At 70.8% G+C, this 25,038-nt stretch carries 28 protein-coding genes; 12 read left to right on the forward strand and 16 right to left on the reverse strand.

Annotated elements, in window-relative coordinates:
• Positions 1 to 22 precede the first annotated feature (22 nt).
• Together ABEA43_RS41275 and ABEA43_RS41280 are read right to left on the reverse strand one after the other, a co-directional pair.
• The gene (locus ABEA43_RS41275; RefSeq protein WP_345570821.1) at positions 23 to 148 is read right to left on the reverse strand and encodes a hypothetical protein; all 126 of its coding nucleotides are present in this window, start codon (positions 146 to 148) and stop codon (positions 23 to 25) included.
• A complete protein-coding gene (locus tag ABEA43_RS41280; RefSeq protein ID WP_345570823.1) occupies positions 145 to 1,137 on the reverse strand; it encodes a magnesium and cobalt transport protein CorA in 993 nt (330 codons plus the stop codon). Before ABEA43_RS41280 ends, ABEA43_RS41275 begins: the two co-directional genes overlap by 4 nt.
• A gap of 245 nt (positions 1,138 to 1,382) precedes the next feature.
• Here ABEA43_RS41280 and ppk2 point away from each other — a divergent pair, with 245 nt between their 5' ends.
• Positions 1,383 to 2,282, forward strand: coding sequence for a polyphosphate kinase 2 (gene ppk2, locus ABEA43_RS41285; RefSeq protein ID WP_345570825.1), 900 nt, complete (start codon positions 1,383 to 1,385; stop codon positions 2,280 to 2,282).
• A gap of 56 nt (positions 2,283 to 2,338) precedes the next feature.
• Here the strand turns inward: ppk2 and ABEA43_RS41290 are convergent, their stop codons facing one another.
• Positions 2,339 to 2,782, reverse strand: coding sequence for a hypothetical protein (locus ABEA43_RS41290; protein WP_345570827.1), 444 nt, complete (start codon positions 2,780 to 2,782; stop codon positions 2,339 to 2,341).
• A 193-nt stretch (positions 2,783 to 2,975) separates the two neighbouring features.
• On the opposite strand from ABEA43_RS41290, the gene ABEA43_RS41295 reads away from it, so the two are divergent.
• Positions 2,976 to 3,317: a luciferase domain-containing protein gene (locus ABEA43_RS41295; protein ID WP_345570829.1), complete on the forward strand. Its 342-nt coding sequence runs from the start codon at positions 2,976 to 2,978 to the stop codon at positions 3,315 to 3,317.
• Between the two features lie 121 nt (positions 3,318 to 3,438).
• Complete coding sequence (locus ABEA43_RS41300) at positions 3,439 to 4,995, forward strand: CYTH and CHAD domain-containing protein (RefSeq protein ID WP_345570831.1); 1,557 nt, start codon at positions 3,439 to 3,441, stop codon at positions 4,993 to 4,995.
• 65 nt (positions 4,996 to 5,060) lie between these two features.
• Here ABEA43_RS41300 and ABEA43_RS41305 read toward each other — a convergent pair whose 3' ends face one another.
• A complete protein-coding gene (locus ABEA43_RS41305) occupies positions 5,061 to 5,222 on the reverse strand; it encodes a hypothetical protein (RefSeq protein ID WP_345570833.1) in 162 nt (53 codons plus the stop codon).
• 226 nt (positions 5,223 to 5,448) lie between these two features.
• Between ABEA43_RS41305 and ABEA43_RS41310 the strand changes: the two genes are divergently transcribed.
• A complete protein-coding gene (locus ABEA43_RS41310; protein ID WP_345570835.1) occupies positions 5,449 to 6,888 on the forward strand; it encodes a three-helix bundle dimerization domain-containing protein in 1,440 nt (479 codons plus the stop codon).
• A gap of 24 nt (positions 6,889 to 6,912) precedes the next feature.
• Here ABEA43_RS41310 and ABEA43_RS41315 read toward each other — a convergent pair whose 3' ends face one another.
• The 4 genes from ABEA43_RS41315 to ABEA43_RS41330 all read right to left on the reverse strand — a co-directional run bounded on the left by ABEA43_RS41315 (position 6,913) and on the right by ABEA43_RS41330 (position 8,849).
• Complete coding sequence (locus tag ABEA43_RS41315; RefSeq protein ID WP_345570837.1) at positions 6,913 to 7,188, reverse strand: hypothetical protein; 276 nt, start codon at positions 7,186 to 7,188, stop codon at positions 6,913 to 6,915.
• A gap of 100 nt (positions 7,189 to 7,288) precedes the next feature.
• A complete protein-coding gene (locus tag ABEA43_RS41320) occupies positions 7,289 to 7,480 on the reverse strand; it encodes a hypothetical protein (RefSeq protein WP_345570839.1) in 192 nt (63 codons plus the stop codon).
• Complete coding sequence (locus ABEA43_RS41325; RefSeq protein WP_345570841.1) at positions 7,462 to 7,896, reverse strand: hypothetical protein; 435 nt, start codon at positions 7,894 to 7,896, stop codon at positions 7,462 to 7,464. The genes ABEA43_RS41320 and ABEA43_RS41325 overlap by 19 nt, the downstream gene beginning before the upstream one ends.
• A 92-nt stretch (positions 7,897 to 7,988) precedes the next feature.
• Complete coding sequence (locus ABEA43_RS41330; RefSeq protein WP_345570843.1) at positions 7,989 to 8,849, reverse strand: CPBP family glutamic-type intramembrane protease; 861 nt, start codon at positions 8,847 to 8,849, stop codon at positions 7,989 to 7,991.
• Between the two features lie 112 nt (positions 8,850 to 8,961).
• Here ABEA43_RS41330 and ABEA43_RS41335 point away from each other — a divergent pair, with 112 nt between their 5' ends.
• Both ABEA43_RS41335 and ABEA43_RS41340 read left to right on the forward strand, forming a co-directional pair.
• Positions 8,962 to 10,197, forward strand: a complete 1,236-nt coding sequence (locus ABEA43_RS41335) for a sensor histidine kinase (RefSeq protein WP_345570845.1) — start codon at positions 8,962 to 8,964, stop codon at positions 10,195 to 10,197.
• Positions 10,185 to 10,829 carry a LuxR C-terminal-related transcriptional regulator gene (locus ABEA43_RS41340; RefSeq protein ID WP_345570846.1) on the forward strand — a complete coding sequence of 215 codons (645 nt, stop codon included), beginning with the start codon at positions 10,185 to 10,187 and terminating at the stop codon, positions 10,827 to 10,829. The genes ABEA43_RS41335 and ABEA43_RS41340 overlap by 13 nt, the downstream gene beginning before the upstream one ends.
• A 31-nt stretch (positions 10,830 to 10,860) precedes the next feature.
• On the opposite strand, the gene ABEA43_RS41345 is transcribed toward ABEA43_RS41340, so the two are convergent.
• Positions 10,861 to 11,400, reverse strand: a complete 540-nt coding sequence (locus ABEA43_RS41345; protein WP_345570847.1) for a sortase family protein — start codon at positions 11,398 to 11,400, stop codon at positions 10,861 to 10,863.
• A 97-nt stretch (positions 11,401 to 11,497) separates the two neighbouring features.
• Here ABEA43_RS41345 and ABEA43_RS41350 point away from each other — a divergent pair, with 97 nt between their 5' ends.
• The 3 genes from ABEA43_RS41350 (at position 11,498) to ABEA43_RS41360 (ending at position 13,096) form a co-directional block, all read left to right on the forward strand.
• The gene (locus ABEA43_RS41350) at positions 11,498 to 11,881 is read left to right on the forward strand and encodes a hypothetical protein (RefSeq protein WP_345570848.1); all 384 of its coding nucleotides are present in this window, start codon (positions 11,498 to 11,500) and stop codon (positions 11,879 to 11,881) included.
• Between the two features lie 142 nt (positions 11,882 to 12,023).
• A complete protein-coding gene (locus tag ABEA43_RS41355; protein WP_345570849.1) occupies positions 12,024 to 12,650 on the forward strand; it encodes a carboxymuconolactone decarboxylase family protein in 627 nt (208 codons plus the stop codon).
• Between the two features lie 29 nt (positions 12,651 to 12,679).
• On the forward strand, positions 12,680 to 13,096 hold the full coding sequence (locus ABEA43_RS41360; protein ID WP_345570851.1) for a hypothetical protein: 417 nt from the start codon (positions 12,680 to 12,682) through the stop codon (positions 13,094 to 13,096).
• Here the strand turns inward: ABEA43_RS41360 and ABEA43_RS41365 are convergent.
• Positions 13,047 to 13,967, reverse strand: coding sequence for an SDR family oxidoreductase (locus ABEA43_RS41365; protein WP_345571032.1), 921 nt, complete (start codon positions 13,965 to 13,967; stop codon positions 13,047 to 13,049). The two genes, ABEA43_RS41360 and ABEA43_RS41365, sit on opposite strands and share 50 nt — an antisense overlap.
• A gap of 49 nt (positions 13,968 to 14,016) precedes the next feature.
• A complete protein-coding gene (locus tag ABEA43_RS41370; RefSeq protein WP_345570853.1) occupies positions 14,017 to 15,627 on the reverse strand; it encodes an amidase in 1,611 nt (536 codons plus the stop codon).
• 90 nt (positions 15,628 to 15,717) lie between these two features.
• Here ABEA43_RS41370 and ABEA43_RS41375 point away from each other — a divergent pair, with 90 nt between their 5' ends.
• Positions 15,718 to 16,758, forward strand: coding sequence for a hypothetical protein (locus ABEA43_RS41375; RefSeq protein WP_345570854.1), 1,041 nt, complete (start codon positions 15,718 to 15,720; stop codon positions 16,756 to 16,758).
• Positions 16,759 to 16,806: 48 nt separating this feature from the next.
• The gene (locus tag ABEA43_RS41380) at positions 16,807 to 17,778 is read left to right on the forward strand and encodes a trypsin-like serine peptidase (RefSeq protein WP_345570856.1); all 972 of its coding nucleotides are present in this window, start codon (positions 16,807 to 16,809) and stop codon (positions 17,776 to 17,778) included.
• A gap of 64 nt (positions 17,779 to 17,842) precedes the next feature.
• On the opposite strand, the gene ABEA43_RS41385 is transcribed toward ABEA43_RS41380, so the two are convergent.
• The 3 genes from ABEA43_RS41385 to ABEA43_RS41395 all read right to left on the reverse strand — a co-directional run bounded on the left by ABEA43_RS41385 (position 17,843) and on the right by ABEA43_RS41395 (position 22,228).
• Positions 17,843 to 18,418, reverse strand: a complete 576-nt coding sequence (locus tag ABEA43_RS41385; protein ID WP_345570858.1) for a hypothetical protein — start codon at positions 18,416 to 18,418, stop codon at positions 17,843 to 17,845.
• A gap of 36 nt (positions 18,419 to 18,454) precedes the next feature.
• A complete protein-coding gene (locus tag ABEA43_RS41390; RefSeq protein ID WP_345570860.1) occupies positions 18,455 to 21,007 on the reverse strand; it encodes an FHA domain-containing protein in 2,553 nt (850 codons plus the stop codon).
• Between the two features lie 147 nt (positions 21,008 to 21,154).
• Complete coding sequence (locus ABEA43_RS41395) at positions 21,155 to 22,228, reverse strand: NAD(P)/FAD-dependent oxidoreductase (RefSeq protein WP_345570862.1); 1,074 nt, start codon at positions 22,226 to 22,228, stop codon at positions 21,155 to 21,157.
• A gap of 463 nt (positions 22,229 to 22,691) precedes the next feature.
• Here ABEA43_RS41395 and ABEA43_RS41400 point away from each other — a divergent pair, with 463 nt between their 5' ends.
• Positions 22,692 to 23,234, forward strand: coding sequence for an FAD-dependent oxidoreductase (locus ABEA43_RS41400; RefSeq protein ID WP_345570864.1), 543 nt, complete (start codon positions 22,692 to 22,694; stop codon positions 23,232 to 23,234).
• Positions 23,235 to 23,255: 21 nt separating this feature from the next.
• On the opposite strand, the gene ABEA43_RS41405 is transcribed toward ABEA43_RS41400, so the two are convergent.
• Both ABEA43_RS41405 and ABEA43_RS41410 read right to left on the reverse strand, forming a co-directional pair.
• Positions 23,256 to 23,795: a hypothetical protein gene (locus tag ABEA43_RS41405; protein ID WP_345570865.1), complete on the reverse strand. Its 540-nt coding sequence runs from the start codon at positions 23,793 to 23,795 to the stop codon at positions 23,256 to 23,258.
• 222 nt (positions 23,796 to 24,017) lie between these two features.
• Entirely contained in the window at positions 24,018 to 25,034 is a 1,017-nt protein-coding gene (locus ABEA43_RS41410) for a helix-turn-helix transcriptional regulator (protein WP_345570866.1), read from the reverse strand.
• Positions 25,035 to 25,038: the final 4 nt, after the last annotated feature.

The raw sequence follows: 25,038 nt of genomic DNA on the forward strand, positions 1-25,038 counted from the left end.
ACAAAATTACAACTGTCCATCATCAGGGCGTGGGGCCGGATGCCTGAGGGTCGAGCAGGATGAGGACGGTCAGGATGATGATCCAGGCGATGACCGCGGCCAGCAGGAGCTTGCTGGGCGTGAGCCGGCGGCGGGCGGAGGACTTCACAGCCACCCGCTCTTGCGCAGCAGCCGGTGCACGATGATGACGGCGATCACCATGGCGGTCAGGCTGAGCGGGTAGCCGAGCAGCCAGTGCAGCTCGGGCATGTGGTCGAAGTTCATGCCGTAGATCCCGGCGATCATTGTGGGGACGGCGATGAGGGCGGCCCAGGAGGAGATCTTGCGCATGTCGGCGTTCTGCTGCATGGCCGCCGCGCTCTGCTCACGCCCCACCAGGGCCAGGTGCGCGCTCAACGCGCTGGTCAGCAGTTCGTTGTGCTCATCGACCGCCGTGTCCACGCGCAGCAGATGATCCAGCACGTCGCGGAACTCGTCACGGATGTCGCCGCACAGCTCCACCCGGCCTTTGACGATCTCCTCCAGGACCGGCACCAGCGGGTCCTGGGCGGCCCGGAACTCCAGCACCTCGCGTTTGAGTGAGTAGATGTCCTCGGTGACGTCGGCGTACTCGCCGCTGAAGACGTGCCGCTCCAGCATGATGAGGTCGTGCTCGACCTCGTGGGAGACCTGGGAGTAGGTGTCGACGACCTGATCGCAGATCGCGTACAGCACCCCGGCCGGCCCGGCGGCCAGCAGGCCGGGATCGGACTCGATGCGCCGGCGCACCCCTGACAGCGGGCCGGCGTGGCCGTGGCGGACGCTGATGACGAAGTCGCGCCCGAGGAACAGGTTGATCTCGCCGACCTCGATGTCGGAGGTCTCGTCCACGTACAGCAGCGGCTTGAGCACCACGAACAGGGTGTCGTCATAGCGTTCCAGCTTGGGCCGCTGATGGGCGTGGATGGCGTCCTCCACCGCCAGCGGATGCAGCTTCACCTCGCTGGTGATCAGGTCGAACTCCTCCTGGCTGGGCTCGTGCAGGCCGATCCACAGGAAGCAGTCGCCCGCGGCCCGTGCTTCGCTGAACGCGTCGCTGATGTCGCCGGTGATGGTCTCGCGCACGCCGTTGCAGTAGATCGCCTTGTCCACAATCACATCCGGCATTGTGCCGCATTCCGGCACGGCTGCCGGATCGGCGGCCCGCCGGGCCGGCTGGAAGCGGCCGAGCCGACCTGGCACGGCGTGCAGCTGACCAAGCTCCGGCTCACCGAGCCCGGGTTCCGGCCCTGCGCCACGAAGGAGGGCCTGCTGGGGCTGAGCCTCCTGCGCTGAGCCCGCCGCCGTTCCGCCCATGGCCTCGCGGGTACGGGGTGATAGACCTGACACACGAAAGGACGACTATGGATCGTGTCTCCCTGCTGGATTCAACCCCCGGCCTGTGGGTGGACGACAGCGATGACGACGACCCGGTCCTGCTGCGCTCCGACGGCAGCCCGGTGGACACCTGGCGCGAGCACTACCCGTACGGCGAGCGGCTGCCCCGCCCCGACTACGACCAGGACAAGCGGCTGCTCCAGATCGAGCTGGTCAAGCTGCAGTACTGGGTCAAGGCGAACGGGGAGCGCCTGGTCATCCTGTTCGAGGGGCGCGACGCGGCGGGCAAGGGCGGCACGATCAAGCGTTTCATGGAGCACCTCAACCCGCGCGGCGCCACCGTGGTCGCGCTGGAGAAGCCGTCGGAGCGCGAGCGCACCCAGTGGTACCTGCAGCGCTACATCGCCCACCTGCCCGCGGCGCGGGAGATCGTCCTGTTCGACCGCTCCTGGTACAACCGGGCCGGGGTTGAGCGGGTGATGGGCTTCTGCACCGAGGCCGAGTGCAGGGAGTTCATGCTGCAGGCGCCGCAGTTCGAACGTGCCCTGGTACGCGACGGCATGCACCTGATCAAGCTCTGGTTCTCAGTGACCCGCTCGGAGCAGCGCACCCGCTTCATCATCCGCCAGGTGGACCCGGTACGGCAGTGGAAGCTGTCCCCGATGGACGTGGCCTCCCTCGACAAATGGGACGAATACACCGCCGCCAAGGAGGAGATGTTCCTCAACACCGACATCCCCGAGGCTCCGTGGACGGTCATCAAGAGCAATGACAAGAAGCGCGGCCGGCTGGAGGCGATGCGCCACGTGCTGAGCCAGTTCGACTACGACAACAAGGACCACGAGGTGGTCGGCACGCCAGATCCGCTCATCGTCCGCTCGGCCTCCGACATCTACGACGAGGACCACACCGACCCGTCCCCCTGAGACCGGCCCCCTGAGACCGGCCCGCTGGGGCCGGTCCCGTGAGACCGGCTCAGTGGTCACGGCTGGACGGGGGTCAGCCGGCCGGCCCACTCGTCGTTGACGTTGCCCGCGTGCACCGGCTGCCGGCGCCAAGCCAGGTAGAGCCCGCCCGACAGCAGCAGCGCGACGGCGAAGACCACGCTGACGCCCAGCGCGCCCCCGATCCCGCCGACCCCCGCCCAGGCCAGCGCCCCCACCGCGGCGGCCGCGGGCAGGGTGATCAGCCAGGCCGAGCCGATCTGCCCGTAGCGGAACCCGCGCTCACGCAGCCGCTCCGGCACCGAGCGGGTCAGGCGGCAGACCAGGTACGTCCCCAGCATGGCCACCGCGATCTTCGGGCGCAACGCTCCGGTGGCGATCGAGGTGGCCATGGCGTTGGCCGTGTCATGAAATCCGGTGGTGAAGTCGAAAGCCAGGGCGGTGGCCACGACGACGGCCAGCAGCACGGTGTTCGCATCCATGGACTCGCACCTTCACCCGGCGCCGGTGGCTAATCGCGCAGGAGCCGGCCACTCCTGATGTTCATGTCGCGGCCAACCGCACGACACCTCTTCCGACCGAGGTCAGTCAGGTGTTGCGGGGCCATCAGGGTCGCGTAACAGTTGGAGAACAGCGGGTTACCTGGTCGAAGACATGCCGGGCAGCATGGTCGGTATGGCAAGCCCCCAGAGTGCTTCGCTGGAACGCCGGGCCTCCAGTCTCGGCCAGGCCGTACGCCACCTGCAGAGCTGGCCCTCGCTGACCTTGATCCCCACCGCCGCGGGCGCCGTGTTCACCTCCGACGGCCACGAGATCGTGCGGCTGACCGGCCGCAGCACCGCGCGCCTCCACCTCACCGGGCCGGTGATCGAGCGCCTCGAGAACGCTCTGAACGCCTGCACGCACCTCGACCCCGAATCCGAACGAGGATGGGTGGCCATCTCGGTGGAGACCCCCCTCGACCTCGAACTCTTCCTCGCCCTGGTCAGCGTCGCCATCAAGGCGAACGACCGGTAGTAGGCGCACCCGGCCGAGCACGCCGGTCGCGGAACGACGCTCCGCGCACTCAAACCACCTGGTCGTTTTGTGCCATTTGACCGGGTAGTGGGGGTGTTTCGGATCGTCGAGGAGCAGTGAGATGGCAGGCCATACGGAGGTCGAACGCACATACGAGGTCGACGGCGTCGCCGAGATCGTGATCGAGGACTTCACCGGGCCGGACGGCCGGATCACGGTGGACGAGCCCGAGACGCGGCAGCTGGTCGCCGACTATGTCGACACCCCCGACCTGACCCTGGCCGCCCACGGCATCACCCTTCGCCGCCGCCGGGGCGGACCGGACGAGGGCTGGCATCTCAAGGTGCCGATGGCCAAGGGCACCAGGCAGGAGGTGCGCGCCCCGCTGGGCGTCGGCGTCCATCGGGTGCCGGCCCGGCTGGCCGGGCTCGTCGCGGCGCACGTACGCGGGCACGAGCTCGTCCCGATCGTCACCGTGCAGACCACCCGCACGATACGGCGGCTGCGCGGCCGCCGCGGCGAGGTCCTGGCCGAGGTGGCCGATGACGTGGTGCTCGGCCGCCGCCTCGACGCCGACCGGCGGCCCGCCTCCTGGCGCGAGATCGAGGTCGAGCTGGTGGACGGCCCCACCGGCGTGCTGGACGCGGTCGAGGCCAGACTGCGCGAGGCCGGCGCGGTGCCCTCCCCCGCGGTCTCCAAGCTGGCACACGTGCTGGGCGACGACCTCATCCCGGACCCCGGCGGCGCCCCCGCGCGCAGTGCCGCGGAGGTCCTGATCGCGTATGTGCGGCGGCAGCGCGACCAGGTGCTCGCCTACGACCCGCTGGTACGGCTGGCCGACCACGACGACGACTCGGTGCACAAGATGCGCGTGGCCGTCCGCCGGATCCGCAGCCTGCTGCGCACCCACTCCCGGCTGCTGGACCGCGACCAGGCCGGCTCCCTCGACGCGGAGCTGAAATGGCTGGCCGGCGAGCTGGGCACGGTTCGCGATCTCGAAGTGCTCAACGCCCGCTTCGACCGGCAGCTCGCCGACCCGCTGCCCGGCGGCCTCGACCCGGACGGAGACGCCGCGCAGCGCCGCATGAGCCGCCTGACGAGCGCGGAATGGCCCGCTCAACTGGCCACGCGGGAACGCAAGGCCCGGCAGGAGCTCGGCAGGACACTGCGCACACCGCGATACTTCGCCCTGCTGACCGCCGTCGACGACTTCATCGCCGGCCCGCCCGTCCACGATCGGGCGAACCGCAAGGCCGGCCGCCTCACGCCCGCCCTGGTGGCCAGGAGCTGGCGCAAGGTCCTGACCAAGTACGGCAAGGCCGCGCACCTGCCCGAAGGCCCAGAACGCGACCGCGCCCTGCACTCCACCCGCAAGGCGGCCAAACGCGCCCGCTACACCGCTGAGGCGGCCAGGCCCACGCTCGGCAAACCCGCCAAGAAGCTCGCCCGGCAGGCCGAACGCCTGCAGGAAGCCCTGGGCCGCCGCCAGGACGCCCTCGTCGCCCGGCGGCAGCTCGCCCGGCTCGCCACCCGCCCCGGCCTGACGACCGCCGACGCCTTCACTCTCGGCCTGCTGCTGGCCGGCGAACGCCACGAGGCCGCCGCGGCGGACCGCGGCCTCGCCCCCGTCTGGGACAAGGCCGCCAGACCCAAGCTGCTCCGCGCGCTCAAGCTCTGATCCGGGAGCCCCTTGTTCACCCCTGGGCCATGCGCCCGCAACACGGGGGTCTGCACGCAGTTCGCCTACACCTGGATGCGCTGGGCCGCCCCGGCGCGGCGGCTGCTCGATGACCTGCGAGCACAGTTCGAGGAGGTCGTGACGACCACGACGGTCTGGCGCAATCTGCCGCCCGCCGTGGTCCACGTGGCCCGCCGTCCCCGGCCATCGGCAACGGCTTCATTCACGTGCCATCTCCGTGAACGAAAATAAACAGCTGCTATTCCCAGAGAGCTGAAAGGCCACTCGAAGGTGAACAAACACTTTCCAAGCGGCCGGTCCCCAGCGAAATTGAATAAAACGTTGACTCGGTTATCGACGCGCCCGAAAACCCCTATAAGGTTGGGCCCGGCGCCCCGGCAAGCACGGCAGCTTGCCGCGACATCCGACCAATGCTAGGCCGAGGAGATACGGGTGAGTGTCGATACCCTCCGCGAGAAACAGGCGATACGCCGGACGACCGATCACCTGATCCAGGTCTTCGCCGACGCCCATTCCGCCGAGCATGTCGAGGGTGTGATGGAGGCGGCCCGGCTCCGCTTCGACGGCCATCCGGTCCGAGATTTCGTCCCCATCCTGGCCGAACGCATCGCCCGTGGCGAGTTGACGGCCAATACGGCGGCTCCGGCTGATGCGCCTTCTGCCGAACCGGCGGACGCCACTCCGGAGACGGCCCTTTCCGCGACGACGGTGAAATCCGTCCCGGACACCGCCGCCGGCATTGACGATTCATCGCAAAGTCATTCGCCGAAAAGCGATCCGCGGCTTTCGCGAGTCCGCAGCAAGGGATTCATCTCCATTGTCCTGGTGGCCGCGGTCGCCCTGATCGCCGCAGTGGTGGTCTTGAACATCGAGCCGGCGGCGGTCGCGCCCCCGACTCCGCTGCTCGTGCGCGGGGTGATCGGGTCAGAGAAGAAGGCGTTCTTCGAGGATCCCCGCGTGGTGCGGGCTCTCGCCGGCAAGGGAGTGAAGGTCGAGGTCGAGCCGGCGGGCTCGCGCCAGATCGCCACCTCGGTCGACCTCGGGCGCTACGACTTCGCGTTCCCGTCGAGCGCGCCGGCGGGCGAGTACATCCAGCGTCAGCGGCATGTCAGCACGAAATACACGCCGTTCTCCTCCCCCATGGCGATCGCGACGTTCCAGCCGATCGTGGAGCTGCTGACCAAGGCCGGCGTGGTGAAGAAGGGACCCGTGCTGACTTTCGACGTCGGCGCCTATCTGGAGCTCGCCACCACGGACGTGAAATGGGACCAGCTGCCGGGCAACACCGCCTATCCCGTCGGCAAGAACATCGCGATCTCCACGACGGATCCCCGCACCTCGAACTCCGCGGCCATGTATCTGGCGATCGCCGGCTACGTCGCGAACGACGGCGCGATCGTGCACGGCGCGGCCGCGGAGAAGAAGGTGCTGCCCCTGGTGACTCGGCTCTTCACCAGCCAGGGCTACACCGACAACACCTCCGAGGGCCCGTTCCACGAATATCTCACGGTGGGCATGGGGCCGACCCCGATGACCTGGATCTACGAGGCGCAGTTCGTCGACGCGGCCACGCGAGGGCAGATCAAGCCGGGGATGGTGCTGATGTACCCGTCACCGACCGTGCTGTCCCAGCACACGCTCGTGCCGCTCAACGCGTCAGGCGACCGCGTCGGGCGGCTGCTGAGCACCGACCCGGAGCTGCAGAGTCTCGCCGCCGAGCACGGGTTCCGCTCGACGGACGCGACCCGGTTCGCCAAGGTCGCCGCGGATCATCACGTGCCCATCGCGACCGACCTCATCGATGTGGTCGACATCCCCTCCTACGACACTCTTGAGCACCTGCTCGACGGGGTCGCCAAGTCGTACGGCTGACCCCGCCGCAAGCCCGTCCGGCCGTCAGCGCACCGGGCGGGCGAGGCGGACGGTGACGATGTGGCTGGGCACGCCGCTGTCCACCAGCCGGCCGTCCGCACCGAACTCCCCGAGCCCGAAGTCGTTGTCGTTCGCGACGACGAGCGTCCGCCGGTCGAGCAGGTCGCCCAGCGGTACGGGCGGAATGCGGACGTCCTTGACCACCGCGGGAGCCTGCGTGGGCGCGGCCGGGACCGCCGCGGCCTGTGGGGCGGCGAGCACCAGACCCGCGAGCACGGGCGCAAGAACGGGATGGAGCATGACATCTCCTGTATTTACGGTGAACAGCGGCGTAGCGCCGCTATTCACCTCAAACGACCACCCGTTGAAGCGCCGATGAATGCCGGCCGTCCGGCGCTCCTCAGGTGAGGTCGTGCACCAGGCCGGGGGCGGCGAGATGGACGGGACCGTCGAAGTGCGCCTTGGCCTCGGCCCTGCGGGCCTCCCGCCGCGCGGCGTCAGGCGCGGCGATCAGGCTCGCGGACCCCGCCTGACGAACACGCGTACCCTCGCCGGCATCACGGCTCCCGGCTCTCACGACGCGGGGAGCCATGTCGGCCACCAGGGCAGCACGCAACCGTCAGGCGTACCCTCTGCGGCCACGTCGTACAGGACCATCGCCACCGGCCCGGCGATCGAGACGGCGATGGTGAGAGCCAGCAGGATGGGAACCGGCCACACCCGGCCGGCCAGCCGGGGAAGCCGGCCGAGCAGGTGGAGCGGCAACGAGGCGATCGCGGACAGAACCGAGACGATCGGGACGACGACGATCCGGCTCAGCAGCCAGAGCACTTCGACGAGCTTCTCTCCCGAGCTCAGATCCGTCCCGCAATAGACCTGAGCCCGAGCCACCAGGGTGATGTCGAAGTAGGTCCCGGCCGTCGCGCACGTGACCGCGATGACCGCGGTCAGGCCGCAGCCGAACGTCCAGGACGCGTCGCCGGCCCTGATCGATCTCCGGTTGATCACGCGGTCATCAAAGCAGACGCGTATGCGGGCGTTGCGCGGCTTATGTGATGGTTCGGTGCAGGCGTCACCAGGCCGGTCCGGTGGCCACCGTACTAGACCGTGAGTTTCCTGAACTGTCCCGTCACGATGAGCACCGCGAGTGCGGCGGCCATCACGACCCAGCCCGGCCAGCCGGAAAGAGAGGTGTGGAAGGCGGCGCTCGTGGGCTTGCCGAGGACGGCGGGCAGGGCGGAGGCGATCAGGTTGGCCGCGCCGTGCGCCACCACCGCCGGCCAGATGCTCCCCGCGGCGAGACGCAGCCAGCCCAGCAAGGCGCCGAGCAGCACCGACGCGACCGTGAACGCGAGGACGGCCAGACCGCCCGGCATGCCGGGATAGTGGTACCCCTGCAACGTGAACGGCGCGTGGAACACCCCCCACACCACCCCGCTGATCAGCAGCCCGCGCCACAGCCCGAGCGGCAGCAGTTTCGGCAGCAGGTAGCTCCATCCGAACTCCTCCCCGAACGTCAGCACCATCCCGAGCGGGAAGATCAGGAGCTGCGAGGCCAGGACGCCCGCCAGGCTCCCGTACGGCAGCGGATCGTGGAAGACGAACCCACCGGCCGCGGAGCTGACGCCCAGCGCCGCCACCGCCAGCAGCGGCGCCAGGAGCAGCCCGGCCACGGTGTAACCGGCCACCCTCGGGAACGGCCGCGACGACCGGACGCCCGTCCGTCTCAGCAGGTCGCCCGGACGCCGCAGCTCCCCGCTCATCAGCGCCGTGAGAAGCGCTCCCAGCGTCGGCGTGTACATCGCCAGCATGAGGATGGGCGCGGCGGCGTCCCCCTGGACGTCGCCGCCGCCGAGCCAGACCGCGGCCCCGGCGGCCCAGATGGCGCCGAACGTGATGGCCAGGAACACCGTTACCCCGAACCAGGGCACGGCGGGACGGAGAAGCGTTGGTGTGCTCATGACCACGAACGGTAGGTTCGCCCCCGATCCGCACACGATGGGGCAGGCGACCCGATCGGTACTACAGCCGGCTGTAGTGCGCCCACCGCCGCCGCCGACCAGACTGGAGGCCATGCGCGAACGATGGCAGCAGACGCTGCGGAGCAGCCGATACCTCCTGCTCGGCCTGCCCACCGCGATGGCCACCACCATGGCACTGCCACTCCTCGCCGCGGCGGCGTTGTCAGCCGGCCTCGGCGGCCTCGGCCTGTTCCCACGGGCGCTGGGAGTCCTGCGGCGATGGGCCGAATGGCATCGCCGCCGTGCCGCCGCGCTGCTCGGCAGCCAGGTGTCCCCCCGGCGCATGACATCGGGCAAGGGGATCCGCGCGCCGTGGCGTCAGGTGCTCGACGATCCGGAGACCAGGCGGGACGTCCGCTGGGCGTTACGGCACGTCGCGACGGGCATACCGGCGGGACTCGCCACGGTGGCCAGCGTCGGCACGGTGCTGTTCACCGCGCTCGCGGCTCCGCTGTGGTGGGTGTTCCCGGCGGACATGCCGCTGCGGCTGCTGGGCGTCTTCCCGGCGACCGGCTGGGGCGGCGCGCTGGCCATGGGAGCCGTCCAGATCGCGGGTTTCTCGGCCTTGGCGTTCTGGGCGGTGCCCCGGCTCGCGGTGTTCCACGCGAGCAGATGCCTGGCGGCCCTGGAGCCCTCGCCGGAGGACCGGCTCGCCGAGCGGGTCGGCGAGCTGACCGAGAGCCGCGCGGGCGTGCTCGACGCCCACGGCGCGGAGCTGCGCCGCATCGAACGGGACCTGCACGACGGCACGCAGGCCCGGCTGGTCGCCATCGCCATGCGGCTGGGAGTGGCCAGAGAGTCGCTCGCCGACGGCTCCGGCGATGTCGCCGGCCTGCTGCGGGAGGCGCACGAAGGCACGGAGGAGGCCATGACGGAGCTGCGCGAGGTGATCCGTACGATGTATCCGCCGATCCTGGCCGACCGGGGGCTTCCCGGCGCGCTGGCGGCGCTCACGGCGGGTTCGGGGGTGCCCGCCGAGATCGACCTCGGCGATCTCGGCCGATTGCCCGCCGCGGTCGAGGCCGCCGCCTACTTCATCGTGGCCGAGTCGCTCACCAACGCCGCCAAGCACAGCGGCGCGACCCAGGTACGGGTGCGCATCACCCGCGACCGGGGAAGGCTGCTGACGGAGGTCACCGACAACGGCGTCGGCGGTGTCGACGAGAGCCGCGGCACCGGCGTCGGCGGCATGCGGCGGCGGGTCGCCGCGCTCGACGGAACCATGCTGGTCACCAGCCCGGCGGGCGGCCCGACCTCGGTATCCGTGGAGCTCCCGTGCGAGTCGTGATCGCCGAGGACAACGTCCTGCTCTCCGCCGGTCTCGAGCTTCTCCTGGGCACCAAGGGCATCGAGGTCGCCGAGGTCGTCATCGACCGTCCCGGGCTGGTCGAGGCCGTGGACCGGCACCGGCCGGACGCGCTGATCGTCGACGTCCGGCTGCCCCCGTCCTTCCGCGACGAGGGAATCAGGGCCGCGCTGGAGATCCGGCACGCGCATGCCGGCCTGCCGGTGCTCGTCCTGTCGCAGTACGTCGAGAAGGTCTACGCGCGGGAGCTGCTCGCCGACGGACGCGGGGGCGTCGGCTACCTGCTCAAGGACCGGGTGAGCCGGGTCAGCGAGTTCGTCGACGGCCTGCGCCGGGTGGCCGGCGGCGGCACCGTCATGGACCCCGAGGTCATCGCCCAGCTTCTGGCCGGCGGCGGGACGAGCGCCGTCAACGGGCTGACGCGGCGCGAACGCGAGGTGCTCACCCTCATGGCCCAAGGGCTCGGCAACAACGACATCGGCGGCCGGCTGTTCATCACGGACAATGCCGTTCACAAGCACGTCGGCAACATCTTCACCAAGCTCGGCCTCCCGCCCGCCGACGGCGGCCACCGCCGCGTGCTCGCCGTGCTCGCCTTTCTGAACAGCAGGTGAGGGGCCTTGTCGTCCTGGGGTGCGCGCCGGCTCACCAGAGGCCGGGGTAGTAGCGGGGGCAGACGCAGTTCCTGTCGTCCTGCGGCGGGTCCACGACCTGGCCCGCGATCGGAGCCAGCAGCGCCTCGATCGACTTGGCCGAGGCGACCGCGGCGTCGGTGACGTTGTAGTGATCGACGGTGTCGGCCAGGCTGATGTTGAGGCGGTCGCCGTGCGACCAGACGTGGGCGCGGTGCCCGGCGATCTCCACGTGCCCCGGCTGCCCGATCTCGGGAAAGCGCGGCATGGCGGCCGGGAAGCCGGCGAACTCGGCCGCGGAGTAGGCGACGCCGGGCACCGGCCGCGGCCGGCCGGGCGGGAGCCGCGTCACGGGTACGCCGAGGGCGGACAGCGTCCGCAGAAGGCCGGTCTGCGTCTCGGTGCGCAGGCTGACCAGCAGGTGGTCGCCGTCGTTGGCGTGTCCGCCGTACGCGCGGCAGAAGCGGAAGTACGCCAGCTCGCGCGCCCACGCGGACAGCCTGGCCGGCGGGTGACGTTCGTGGAGGTAGTCGGTCCAGGTCTTCCCGTTCACCCGCCGGATGCTATATCGCGGTGGAGCATCATGGGCGGGCTCACCGCTTCCGATGGCACGACCTCGGCGTTTACTCTGGGTGAGAGGTGATTCGCCCATGTTCGAGCCACCAATGCTGCCGCACCGGTACGTCGCGTGGACGGACCCGGCCGACCCGGACGCGCAGGAGGAATGCCGCGTCTGCGGCGGGCAGGGAGATCCGCGCAAGCCCGGCCTGCACCGGGACGAGATCGCGCCCGAACCGCAGGCCGACCCTGACCAGTCGCTGCTGGAGCACCTCGTCGCGCTGGTGCGCGCCGAGCTGGCCGACACCCAGGTGCCGCTCCTCGACTCTCAGCTCGACATCCTGGCGCGGCGCGCCGCCGGGGCACTGTATTGGCGCGGCGCGATCAGGCCCCGGCGCTCGGACTGGCGGCCGCCGCGAACGCTCGCGCCGTGTCCCGCGCCGGCCCAGGAAGGCGCCACCCGGGCGCTCTCCTGAGCCCGTGACGCCGCGCCGGGCCGGGCTACCGCAGTCAGCACCGCAGTCAGCACCGCATTCCCAGGGCATTCCCAGGGCATTCCCAGGGCATGACGACGGCGGTATGAAGGTAGGGAAGGCACCCGGTGGATGGGAGCGCGCCGTGCGGGACGAACATCGCATCAGCTACGTGCCGCTTGACTCGATGGACGAAGCGATGCGGCAGGAGATGCACCGATGCGCCCGCGAGGGCACGCCACGGCCGGAGAGCTCGGCGGTGCGGGCGCATGCGCCGAACGCGTTCTGGGCGTTCGCCGACTCCTGGAAGGCGCTGTTCTACGGCGGCGTGTGCGATCACGCGGTCAAGGAGCTCTGCCGGGTCTACATCTCCCGTACCGTGAAGTGCGAGTTCTGCGGCAATCAGCGCTCGGTCAGAGCCGCCGCAGCAGGCCTGTCGGAGCAGCAGTACGACGAGTTGCTGAACTTCGAGTCCGCGCCGAAGTACGACGAGCGGCAGCGGGCGGCGCTGTCCTACGCCGAGGCGATCGCCTGGCGTCTCGACACCGATGACGCGTTCTGGGAGCGCTTGCACCGGCACTTCTCCGAAGCGGAGCTCGTCGAGCTCGGGTGCTTCATCGCGCTCACGTTCGGCCAGCAGAGCTGGATCAGGTTGCTCGGCATCGACCATCATGAATATCTCGCCGGCACGTCGGCGTCGATGGCCCCGGGGTTCGAAAGCGCCGAGTCCGCCGCGGCCTCGAAAACCGACGACGGCTACTGGGCCGGCTAGAGCCCGCGAGTCAGGCTCATGACATCGACGTGAACAGGGCAGCCGCGGTCTCCCGCATCGCCGCCGGCGCTCAGCACGTCGTCGTCTACACCATGGACAAGGAGACCGAGCAGCCGCCGACGAAGACCGAGGTGGAGCGGAAGGAAGGTCTCACCTACCGGACCGTGCACGCCCGCATCGACAAGGTCCTCTGGTCCAAGGACCCTTCGCTGGCGGGACGACCCCTGTTCGGACGACCCGGGCAAGGGCAGCTGGGGCAATCTCGGCTCCGGGCGATCCTGCCGTTCGACAGCGCGATCATCGGCCAAGGCGAATACGAGGGCCAGGTCCGCACCGCGGCACAGAACAAATCCCTCATAGCCGAGGAGAGCCCCGGCGACGGCCCCCCGGAGCTGTTCAGTCGCTGTCGCGCCAGCTGTCGGGCCGGCTGCCGTCGATGTCGGTGAACCCGTACTCGCGGGCCAGCTGGGCCGAGGTGACCGACTCCTGGTTCCATCTCCGGCGATCGGGATCCCCGGCCAGCGCGGCCACGGCGCGGCCGATGTAGCGGGGCGACTCGGAGGAGGCGAACCCTGGCGGCGCGGTGGGACGGCCGTCGTCCCTGTCGCCGGCGAGGGCGTCGTGCCAGTTGCTCTCGCTCACCCCGTAGTTGTCGAGCATCGTCTCCGAACGCAGCCAGCCAGGAGTGATCGCGACCGCCGTGGCGTCGTAGGGCGCCAGCTCGTGGCCTTGCGAGAACGCCAGGCGGTTCACGGCGGCCTTGGCCAGGTCGTAGAACACCGAGATGCGGTAGCGGCCGGCGTTGTGGGCGGCGGTGCCGTCGGTCACCTCGACGAGCAGGCCGCCGGGCTTGTCGATGAGCAGCGGAAGGAGGTGATGGGAGGTGATCAGGTGGGTGGTGACGGCCAGTTGCAGAATGCGCAGGCCCGCGTCGAGGTCGTGCTCCCAGATCGGGGTGTTCCAGTCGGCGGGACCGCCCTTGAGGACTTCGGCGCCCCAGATGTTGTTGACCAGCACGTCGATGTGACCGTGATCATCGCGGACGCGGCCGGCCAGCCGCCGGACCTCATCGGATCGCAGATGGTCGGTCTGGACCGCGATGCCCGTGCCGCCGAGCCGCGTGACGAGGCCGGCCGTCTCCTCGATCGTCTCCGGACGGTCGTAGTCGGAGGTGCTGTTGCCCGCCGCGGTGCTCCGGCCCGTGCAGATGACGGTGGCGCCGGCCTCACCGAGGGCCGCGGCGATGCCGCGCCCGGCTCCCCTGGTGGCCCCGGCGACCACGGCGACCCGGCCGTGCAACGCGCCGCGATCCGGCATTCCACTCACTCCCGCACACTATCGATCCGGTCGTGCGGGGATACCAGGGTCAGGGCAGGGTCGGCAGGTACGCCGGGGGCTTGCGGACGGCGGTGGCCTGCTCGAACGCGTACCCCAGAGCGATCAGGGCCGGCTCCGAGAAGGGCCCGCCGAAGAAGGTGACGCCGAGCGGCAGGACGCCCCTGGCGTGGCCGGCCGGGACCGTGATCGCCGGATAGCCGGAGACGGCCGCGGGCGCGGAGGAGGAGACGAAGCCGGTGAAGTCGTCGCCGTTCTCCAGGTCGGTCACCCAGGCCCCGTGGTTCGTCGGGGCGAGCACCGCGTCCAGCCGGTTCCGCGCCGTCGCGGTGTCGATCGCCTGCCGGGCCAGCGACGTCGCCTTCTCCCGCAGGGCCCGGTACGCGGGGTCGGTCAGGTCGCCGGTGGTCGCCTGCGACTGCTCGAACAGCTCCTGCCCGAAGTAGCGCAGCTCGGTCGAGGCGTGCCGCTGGTTGAACGCGATCAGCCCGGCCAGGTCGCGCGGGTGCCGGCCGGGGGTCTGGGCCAGGTAGACGTTGAGATCGTGCTTGAACTCGGTCAGCAGGGCCGCGAACTCCGGCTCCCCGACCTCGTCGATGCCCTCCAGCTCGACGTCGTCGACCACGGTCGCACCCCGTGCCTTGAGGGTGGCGACGGCGGCGTCCAGGGTGGCCAGCACGTCCTGGTTGTCGCCGGCCGCCGACCGCCAGACGCCGATGCGCTTGCCCGCCAGCGCGTCCGGCCGCAGCGCCCCCAGGTAGTCGCGGTTCCCGCCGGGAACGGTGGCCGGATCGCGTGGGTCCGCGCCCTGGATGGCCGAGAGCACGGCGGCGGCGTCGGTGACGTTCCTGGTCAGCGGCCCCGCGGTGTCCTGCGCCGCGGAGATCGGCACGACGCCGGCGCGGCTGACCAGGCCGAGGGTCGGCTTGATGCCGACGACGCCGTTGATGCCGGCCGGGCAGACGATCGAGCCGTCGGTCTCGGTGCCGATGGTCACGGCGGCCAGGCTCGCGGCGGCGGCGACCGCCGATCCGCTGCTGGAGCCGCAGGGGTTGCGGTCGAGCACGTACGGATTGTTCGTCTGCCCGCGCACGGCGCTCCACCCGCTGGAGGAGGTGGTGGAGCGGAAGTTGGCCCATTCCGACAGGTTGGCCTTGCCCAGGACGACCGCGCCGGCCGCGCGCAGCCGTTCGACCAGGAAGGCTTCGCGGGCCGGCCGGGAGCCGAGCAGCGCCAGCGAGCCGGCGGTCGTACGGAGCCGTCCTGTGGTGTCGATGTTGTCCTTGAGCAGGACCGGGATGCCCTCCAGCGGGCCGCGCGCACCGCGGCGGCGGCGCTGGTCGCTCCGGGCCGCCTCCCGCAGCGCCTCCGGGTCGGTCTGGACGACCGCGTGCAGCAGCGGGTCCACCTTGCGGATGCGGTCGAGGTAGAACCCGGTGAGCGCCACCGAGTCGAAGCGCCCGCCGTTCATGGCGCGCTGCAGGTCCAGGACGGTGGCGCGGTCGAGGTCCAGGCCGCGCAGGAGGGTGCCGGAGGGGCGCGGCGGCGCGTGTTGCGCGGCGGCCGAAGCGGGGGCGACCGTGGACAGGCCCAGGGCGAGGACCGCGGCGGTCAGCCAGCGTAAGGGGTGCGTGGGCTTCATGGCGGCGAGCCTAACCAGAATGCTTTCTGTTGAAAATGATTCCATGTCAAAGGCTTTGGGGACGGCCTGGCGAGGCGCAGACTCAGGGCCATGCCACCCCGCCATGTCCATCTCGTGGGAAGCCATCCGGCCGCCGACGCCCGCCAGGCCATGATCGAGATGGCCGCCACCGCGGGCCCGTACCTGCGATCACTGCCGGACGGCGAGCCGGGCGCACGGCGTAACTGGATCGCCCACATCATCGACGGCCTGCGCGAGCACCCGGACGTCGAGCTGCGGGCCGACGGCGACTGGTCCGGCTACGACGACCGTCCCGTCTTCAAGGTCAGGCGCGGGCACAAACTCACCGCCGCCTCGTTGCGCACCGGCCACGCGGCCGCCGCCGCGGAGAGCTACGGGATCTTCAAGGAGATCCGCGCGGAGCAGGGGCTGGACGCGGTGTCGTTCCAGGTGGGGATCCCCGGCGACCTGGACCTCGCGTTGTTCGCCTTCGGACCGGCGGCTGCGTTCACCCGCCGCCGCGCCTTCCGCGACGCGCTGGCCCGGGAGATCGGCGAGATCGCCGGCTGGGGCGGCGGGGACGTGCTGTTCCAGCTCGAAGTCCCGGTCGAGCTGGTGATGGTGGCCGGCGCTCCCCCGCCCTTACGAGCGGCGACCGCGCGGCTGCTGGCCCGCGGCATGGTCGCGCAGGTCGCCGCCGCGCCGGCGGGCAGCCGCTTCGGCGTGCACCTGTGCGTCGGCGACCTCGGCAACAAGGCGCTGCGGCGGCTGAACAATGTCGCGCCCCTGGTCGCCATGGTCAGGGCCCTGCTACGGGCCTGGCCGCCCGGCCGCCCCCTGGAGTACGTGCACGTGCCGCTGGCCGCGGGCGACCGGCCGCCTCCCCTCGACCCGGGCTTCTACCGTGGCCTGGAGTCGCTTTCCTCGATCCCCGGCGACGTCGGGTTCGCGGCCGGCCTGGTGCACGAGGATCAGGACCCGGACGATCAGCGGCGCATCCTGCGGGTCGTGGAGGGCGCGCTGTCCCGCACCGTGGACGTCTCGCCCGCGTGCGGGCTCGGCAGGCGTTCGGCGCAGGCCGCCCGGCAGGTACTGGAGCGGGCGGTGATCTTGGCGGATTGCCCGGTTTGATGTCAAGTGTGGTAAACCTCCGTCGTCACATTTGTCACGGAGGGCTCCATGCGTACCTTGTATATCGCCGGCTTGACGACCTTGACGCTGGCGCTCGTCGCTCACCCGGCCACCGCCGAGCCGCCCGCCGACGGCCCGCTCGCGCACCAGCTGCCCACGACGCTGGCGGCGGGCGACGACTACTGGACGCCGGCGCGGATGCGCGCCGCCGCGCCGCTCACCGCGCCCGCCGCCAAGGCGGGAGCGAAGACCGTCACGCCGTTCGCCGCCGGGGAGCAGGTGGACGTCGCCCCCACCCTCTCGTCCGCGACCCGGCAATGGGCCGTGCCGTACGTCACCACGGCGGCCAAGCAGCTGACCTGGAAGTCTCGCGGGCTGATCGCCAAGACCGCGGGCAAGGTGTTCGGCACCGGCGGCAACGGCAAGGACTTCGTGGCCTCCGGCAACGTGGTCACGAGTGACGACGGGGACGTGGTCGTGACTGTCGGCCACGCTCTGATCGACAACGACGGCCGGTGGAGCACGAACCTGGTGTTCGTCCCGGCGTACAAGAACGGTACGGCGCCGTACGGCAAGTTCGCCGCCCGCACCATGTTCATCTGGTCCGGCTACTACAAGGACGGCGCCCACCAGCCGCCGCTGGACTTCGGCATGCTCGTCGTCAAGCCGGTGAAGAGCAAGACGGTGCTGCAGACCGTGGGCGGCCAGGGCATCAGGTTCAACGCCACCACGGCCGGGACCTCCAACCTGCTGCTCGGCTACCCGAGCAACGGCAACGGCGGCCAGACCCTGCAGTACTGCAGCGGCGCGTCGGCGAACCCGGCGTACGGCATGAAATACGCGATGCTCTGCGACATGGGCGGCGGCTCCAGCGGCGGCCCCTGGTTCCAGGGCTTCAACAAGGTCACCGGCACCGGCTACCAGATCTCCGCCCACGCCCTGCGCAACTCCACGACCAGTTACGGCGCGTACTTCGGCCCGGAGGCGCTCAAGACGTTCCGCGCCGCAGAGGCCGCCTGACCTGCTGAGCCTGACACGGCGGCGGCGCGCTTGAGCGCCCCCCCGCCGTGCGCTTTCCGCATCCTCACGATCTGATCGTCAGAACGATGATCGCCACGGCCACGGCGGTGTCGAGCACGAAACAGAACTCGGCGAGCGAACGCGACACGACCCGGTCCGCCCTGTAGTGGTAGACGTCCCACGCGGCGTGGCCGAGCAGCCCCAGCGCCACCAGATAGCTGCCGGCCGTCACGTCGACGAACAGCGCGACCGTGGCCGCCGCCCCGAAGCCGAGCAGGGCGAGCGACTGCAACGGCAGCCCGGCGAAGTCCGGACGCGTGCCCGCGCGCAGGCTTCGCACCAGACCGTAGCCGCCCAGCAGGACGCCCAGCCCGAGCACCGCCCAGGTCGCCTCGAAGTCCTCGTCGATGAGGTCCGCGGCCACGATGACGGCGAGGGTCACGAAGAACACGGGCCAGGTCGCGGACCGGCTCCCCAGCGCGGCCGCCCCCAGGTAGACCACCGCCGAGGCGGCCAGCGCCTTCGCCACCTCGGCGCCCGTGGCCATGCCGAGGACCACGAGCGCGGCCGCCCCGAGCCCGGCCAGAACCGGCCAGTGCCGCAGCACCCGGCCGATCGCCGGATCCGCCTCTGTCGTCATCGTCGCCACCTCCCAGGAGCACGGGCATATGAGCGATCACTTGCCGCGCATCACCGCCGGCTCGTGGCGGCGGAGCATGCGGGCGACCAGGAAGGCGCAGACGACCGCGAGGGCGGCCAGGACGCTCATGTCCAGGATCCAGGTGCCGAAGTCCTGGCTCCACAAGGGGTCCGGCGGGTCCTGGACGTGCGGGATGAGCTGGCCGACGTCGAGCGTGCCGGCCAGCGCGGCCAGCGCCCAGCGAGCCGGTACGAGCCAGGAGAGCTGCTCCATCACCGGTTTGCCGTCCAGGTGGACCAGCGCGCCGCAGAACACCAGCTGGATCAGGGTCACGAGCACGAGCAGCGGCATGGTCGTCTCGCTGGTCTTGGCCACCGCGGAGATGAGCAGGCCGACGGTCATCGCGGTGAACGACAACAGCGCGACGGCCAGCGAGAGCTCGGTCAGCGGCGCCGTGAACACGCCCTTGTCGTACGTCTTGACGTTCAGCATCGCCACGTACGTCAGCACGATGCCCTGGGCCACGGTGATGAGGCCGAGGACGAGCAGCTTGGAGCAGAGATAGGCCGATCTGGACAGCCCGACCGCCCGTTCTCGCTGGTAGATGGGGCGTTCCTTGACCAGTTCGCGCACCGCGTTCGCGGCGCCGGTGAGACAGCCGCCGATGCACAGGATCAGCAGCAGGTTCGCCGCGTTGCCGTTGCTGTTCGGGGGGCCCATCAGGTTGCCGGTCGGGACGACGCGCGCCAGCAGGCCCATCACGATCGGCAGGGCGACCGTGATGCCGAGGAACAGCCGGTCCGCCACGATGCCGCGGCAGTAGCGGCGTACCAGCGTGCTGAGCTGTTCCGGCCAGCTCTGCTGCTTCGGCGGGAGCTCGCGTTGCACGGGCTGCCGCATCCCGACCGGCTTGATCAGGTCGGCGGCGATGTACTCCTGGTACGGCGAAGATCGCGCGTACTCGGCGGCCCAGTCCCTGGCCGGGTCGTCGAACGCCAGGAACACGTCCGCCCAGTCCGTGAAGCCCAGGAACGGCAGCGCCTCCGCGGGCGGGCCGAAGTAGGCGATCTTCCCGCCCGGCGCCATCACCAGGAGCCGGTCGCAGATGTCCAGATTGGCGACGCTGTGCGTGACGACGGCGACGGTACGGCCGTCGTCGGCCAGCCCCCGCAGCATCTGCATCACCGACTTGTCCAGCCCCGGGTCCAGGCCGGAGGTCGGCTCGTCGAGGAACAGCAGCGACGGCTTGGTCAGCAGTTCGAGGGCGACGCTGACCCGCTTGCGCTGCCCGCCGGACAGCGAGGAGATGCGGTTGTCCTTGCGGTTCTCCAGCCCGAGCTGCTGAAGGACCTCGTCGACGCGCGCCTTCCGCTCGTGCTGCCTGGTGTCGTCGGGGAAGCGGAGCTCGGCGGCGTAGATGAGGGCACGGCGCACGGTGAGCTGGCTGTGCAGGATGTCGTCCTGCGGCACGAGGCCGATCCGCGAGCGGAGCTCGGCGTAGTCGCGGTAGAGGTCGCGCCCGTCGTACGTGACGATGCCCTGGTCGGCGGGGCGTAACCCGGTGAGTGCGCGCAGCAGGGTGGACTTGCCCGAGCCGCTGGGGCCGATGACCCCCAGCAGGCATTTCTCGCCGACCGGGAACGTCACGTGGTCCAGCAGCACCTTGCCGCCCTCCACCGTGACGGTGAGGTCATGCGCCTGGAGGCAGACCTCGCCCGTGTCCACGTACTCCGTGAGCGTGTCGCCCACGAGCTGGAACGTCGACGGTCCGATGCCGATGAGGTCGTTCGGGGAGATGCGGGCCTGCTGCACGCGCCGGCCGTTGACGTAGGTCCCCATGCGGCTGCCGACGTCGACGATCTCGTGGACGCCGCCGGTGATGCGGAGCTCGGCATGCCGCCGGGACACCCGCAGGTCGGTGACGACCATGTCGTTCTCGGGCGCCCGGCCGATGCGCACGACCTGCGCGCCGGTGAGGTTCCTGACGGCGGCCGGCTCGCGCCACTGCCCGGTGCGGGGGAAGCGGACCGTGGCGCCGCCTCCGTATGCGGGGGACGCCTGCGCGGGCTGCTGCTGGGGGGCCGCGTATCCGGGGCCGGACGGCCGGCGTCCCGGCTCCCGCGGGGGTGCGGAACGAAGGGGTGCCGAATGCGGAGGTGCGGAACGCGGAGGGGCCGAGCGCGGGGGCGGGGCTTGGAGCGGGGCTTGAGGCGAGGCTTGGGGCGGCGCTTGGGGAGGCGTTGCGACCGGGGTACGGCGCGGGGTCGTGACGGGAGCTTGGGGCGGGGTCTGGGGCTGGGCCGCGCGGAAGGTCATGATCCCGCCCTCGGACGGGTCGCCGAGGCCGATTCTGGTCCCCGGGCCGACGACGACGCGCTGGATGCGGTGGCCGCTCACGTACGTGCCGTTGCGGCTGCCCGCGTCCTCCACGATCCACTGGCCGCCCTCGAAGCGCAGCACGGCATGCGTACGCGAGACCCGATCGGCCGTGACGACGACATCCGATCCTGGGTCGCGGCCCATTCGGTAGGTACGTCCCGGATCAAGGGTCACAGATACGCCGTGGCCTTCGATGACAAGCTGCGTCACGAGACCGCCTTTCTCACGCGGGCGAGATCGGGGCCCGTCGTCGAGCCTCAAACAGTTGACCGTAGACACGATTCGCGAAGGAAGGCAACGTTTCATCAGTTTTCGAAATGCGGCTGATGTCGTGCTCCCCCGGCCGCGAGCCCGCGTTCAGGTCCGGGGAGCCGCCTCGACGTCCAGCAAGCGCCTGGCCTCCGCCCGATGACCGGCGAGTTCGAGGAGGGTGCTCGCGGCCGCCCGTACGATGGCCGGCCGCGCGCCGGCGCCGTGCCGGAGCGCGCGGCGTCGCGGATCCCCTGCGCCGTGACGGGGTCCTTGAAGTGTCCCGCGTCGCCGATCAGAGCCCAGCCGGGACCGGCCGAGCGGCGGAAGAACGACGGGTGCTCGGCGGAGCTGACGATCCTCGTGCTGCGGGTGCAGCCCCGCCAGGCGCGCGGCCAGCCCCGGGATGAGGCCCTCGGTACGGCCGAACTCCGCCTCCAGGCTCCCCCGGAAGTCCGCGGCCCGATCGACCGGTGGCATCAGCAGCACCAGTGTCAGCCCTCCGTCGCAGGGGAAGGCGTTGCCCAGCTCGCGGCCGGTCAGCCACATCGCGGCGGTGGACCGCCAGTCCCGATGCGGGTCCTCGTAGTACGCGTAGTAGCAGGCCCGCCCGTTGGCGTGGGCGATGCGCGGGCGGTCGGCGCCGACCAGACGCGCGACGGTCGAGCGGCGGCCGTCCACGCCGACGACCAGCCGGGCGCGGATCTCGTACTCCGCGCCCCCGTGCCTGTGCCCGTGCCCGTGCCCGTCCTGGACGCGCACGCCGACGGCACGGCCGTCCTGCCAGAGGATGCCGGTGACGCGATGCCCGTGCCTGATCTCCGCGCCGGCCTCGCGGGCGTTCTCGGCCAGGGCCTGGTCGAGGGCGGCGCGCCGGACGCACAGGCCGTAGTCGACGCCGTCGATCGGGGTGTAGGAGCCGTCGGACGCATGGCCGGGGCCACCGATGAAAGCGCGGGAGAGCCGCGGGGCGCCGATCTTCTCGACGCGTTCCAGGGCGCCGACGCGGGCCGGCTCGGCGACGCCGCCGGCGAAGAGCAGGTGGGTGGAGACCGTGGTGGCGGGGAACCGTGCCGGATCGACGGCGATCACGCGGCGCCCTGCCCTGGCCAGGGTGGCGGCCGCGGCCGAGCCCGCGCAGCGCGGGAGAGCATCCCCGGGCGGCGTCGGCGGCACCCTCACCCCCGAGGCGATCAGGGACTACTTACGCACCGCCCTGACGGCCGTCACCTCGGTTCCGCTGTCGCAGATCGAGTTCTTCGTCTCCAAGCTCGTGGCCTTCGTCGCCGGCGGCTGGGCCAGTGGGAGAACATGGGCTTCGCCGACTTCATGTCGCAGGAGTACCGGGATCTGCTGGTCAGGCTGTTCACGGCGTCCCTGGTGGCGGCCCAGCCGGACAAGGCGAACACCCGTACCATGGGCCTGATGTTCGAGGCGCTGATCTGCAGCGGCCTCGGCCCGTACGGTCCGCCCGACCAGGTGCTCAACGGCCCTTCCGACGACGTCTGGATCACGCCCTGGATCGGAGCCCCGGCCGATCGCGAACGGCCATCTCATCTACGCGGGCACGCCGTGGGCGCTCACCTCGATCAGTCAGGCGCAGTTCTGGAGCCGGAATTTCGCGGCGAGCTACGGGGACGGCACGGTGACCGACTGCCTGTCGCTCGACCTCTCCGACTGGAGCACGCCTGGCGTCCTGTTCGGCAAGACCGCCAGGCAGTGCACCAGGCCGGAGATCGTTCAAGAGGTGCTGGCGCAGGTGCGGTCCGCCCTGCCCGGTGGGGCGGCGCTGCTGCCCGACTCGATCGTACGGTCCTGGTTCGTGGATCCGGCGATCACCGGCGAGGGCACCGCGGCCGTGGCCAACGACGAGCCGCTGCTCATCAACACGCCCGCGTCCTGGAGCAACCGTCCCACGGCCGGCACCCAGATCCCCAACTTCTTCCTCGCCGCCGACTACGTCCGCAACAGCATCAACCTGGCCACGATGGAGGGCGGCAACGAGGCCGGGCGGATGGCGGCCAACGCCGCCCTCGACGCCGCCGGCTCCTCCGCGACCCGGGCCCAGCTCTTCAGCCTCTATCTGCCGCGCGAGTTCAAGCCGCTGCACGACGCCGACGACGTGCGTTATCTGCTGGGCCTGCCGAACAAGTTCGACCTGTTCAGCCCGTACTGGCCGGGCCGCTGACGGCGGGAGACGGCGCTGCTGTCAGGAGGCGGGGGCCTCCGCGGACGGCTCGGTCGTCTCCGTCCCGTCCGGCGCGAGGGAGATGGACGGGGAGCCGCCGAGCTCCCAGCGCATGTCTCCCTTACCGTCGTTGTTGATGTTGTAGATGATCACCCCGTCAGCGGTCCAGCCGCCGTTCGCGGCGGAGGTCCACCAGGCGAAGCAGTCCCACATCTGCCCTTCGGAACTGGCGTGCCCGTTCAGATCGCTTTTCCAGTCGCAGTTATTGGAGTCGAGAACGGTGTCATGGCGCTCGACGCGGGACTGCGCGATGAATTTGTCGAATCGGGTGCCGCCGAGGAACGACCCGTCCCAGTTGATGCTGAGCACGGCCTTCTTGGTATTTCCGCTCGTCCCTGAGCTGTATATGCACAGCTCCGCCCCGACCCATACGTCGGGCTTTCCCGGGAGGTTGAACGTCTTCTCCTGGGGCGCGGAGCAGGCGGCCGCCGCGTGGGCTGCACCAGGGGCGAGGGCGATGCTTCCGGCCACCAGCGTTGCCGCTGCAGCGAGGCGCGGCATTATGCGTGACATAAAACGCCTTTCATCTCGCCGGCCCATTAGACCGGGCCGGGATGCGACCTTTGGTGAGGAAGATAGGCCATGCGCAAACCGGCCGCCAGACCCGGTCTGCGATGTGGAACGGTGCATTTCCCTATGGAACGGTGCAGTTTTTACAGTTGTTTTCAGTACGTCGTTGTCCAGGCGATTGTCCGGATCGGCACGCGGCCTTACCGATGTCCGTCACACACTGCGCCGGGCCGATTGTGCGAGCCGGTCGGCGAGCGCTGCGACGAGGTCGCGGAGCTCTCCAGGCCGTTCGATGACGAACGGCCGGTCCAGCGAGGCGAGCACGGCCGGCAGCCAGTCGAGCCGCTCCACGCGGAGCTCGACGCGCGACCAGTGCTCGGTCCCGGAATCCGTGCCACTCTCCGTGCCACTCTCCGTGCCGCTCGCGGGCGGCGGCTCCGTCACGATCGCGACGGCGGCCGGCAGCCGGGTGCGGATCTGCTCGGCCGTCGCCTGGATCCGCAGCGTCACCTCATGCCGGTACGGGGCCGTGGCGAGCCCCGACAGGAGGCGCTCCGCCGGATCGACCCCGGCGGGCGGTTCGAACGAGCCGGGCAGCGTCTTGGTGCCGTCGATGCGGTCCAGCCGGAACGTCCGGTCCGCGCCGATCTCGGGATCCACGCCGGTCACGTACCACCTGCCCGAGTGGGCGACGAGCCCGTACGGATGCAGCGTGCGCTCGCTGCGCCGGCCGCCGGCGGCGGTGTACCGGATCGAGATCGGCCGGTGATGGCGTACCGCGTCGGCGATCGAGAGCAGGACCGCGGTCTCCGGGGCGGCCGACTCGCCGGACGGCGCGGTGAAGGCGACGGAGGCGAGCACGGCGTCGAGCCTGCGCACCAGCCGCTCGGGCAGCACCCGCCGGATCTTGGCCGCCGCCGTCTCGCTCGCCGTGCCCGTGGTCGTCGTCAACCCGGCTCTGCGGCCCGCGACCAGGCCGAGCAGCACGGCGAGCCCTTCGTCGTCACTCAGCATGAGCGGCGGCATGCGGTATCCGGAGCCGAGCCGGTATCCGCCGTAGCGGCCGCGCACCGATTCGACGGGCACGTCGAGGTCGAGGAGATGGTCGACGTACCGCCGCACCGTCCGCTCATCGACGTCGAGCCGATCGGCCAGCTCGGCCACGGTCCTGATGCCTCCCGACTGCAGGAGCTCCAGCAGGGTGAGCACGCGGGCGACGGGTCGTGACATGCTC

Source organism: Nonomuraea rosea (assembly GCF_039539705.1).
GTDB lineage: Bacteria > Actinomycetota > Actinomycetes > Streptosporangiales > Streptosporangiaceae > Nonomuraea > Nonomuraea rosea.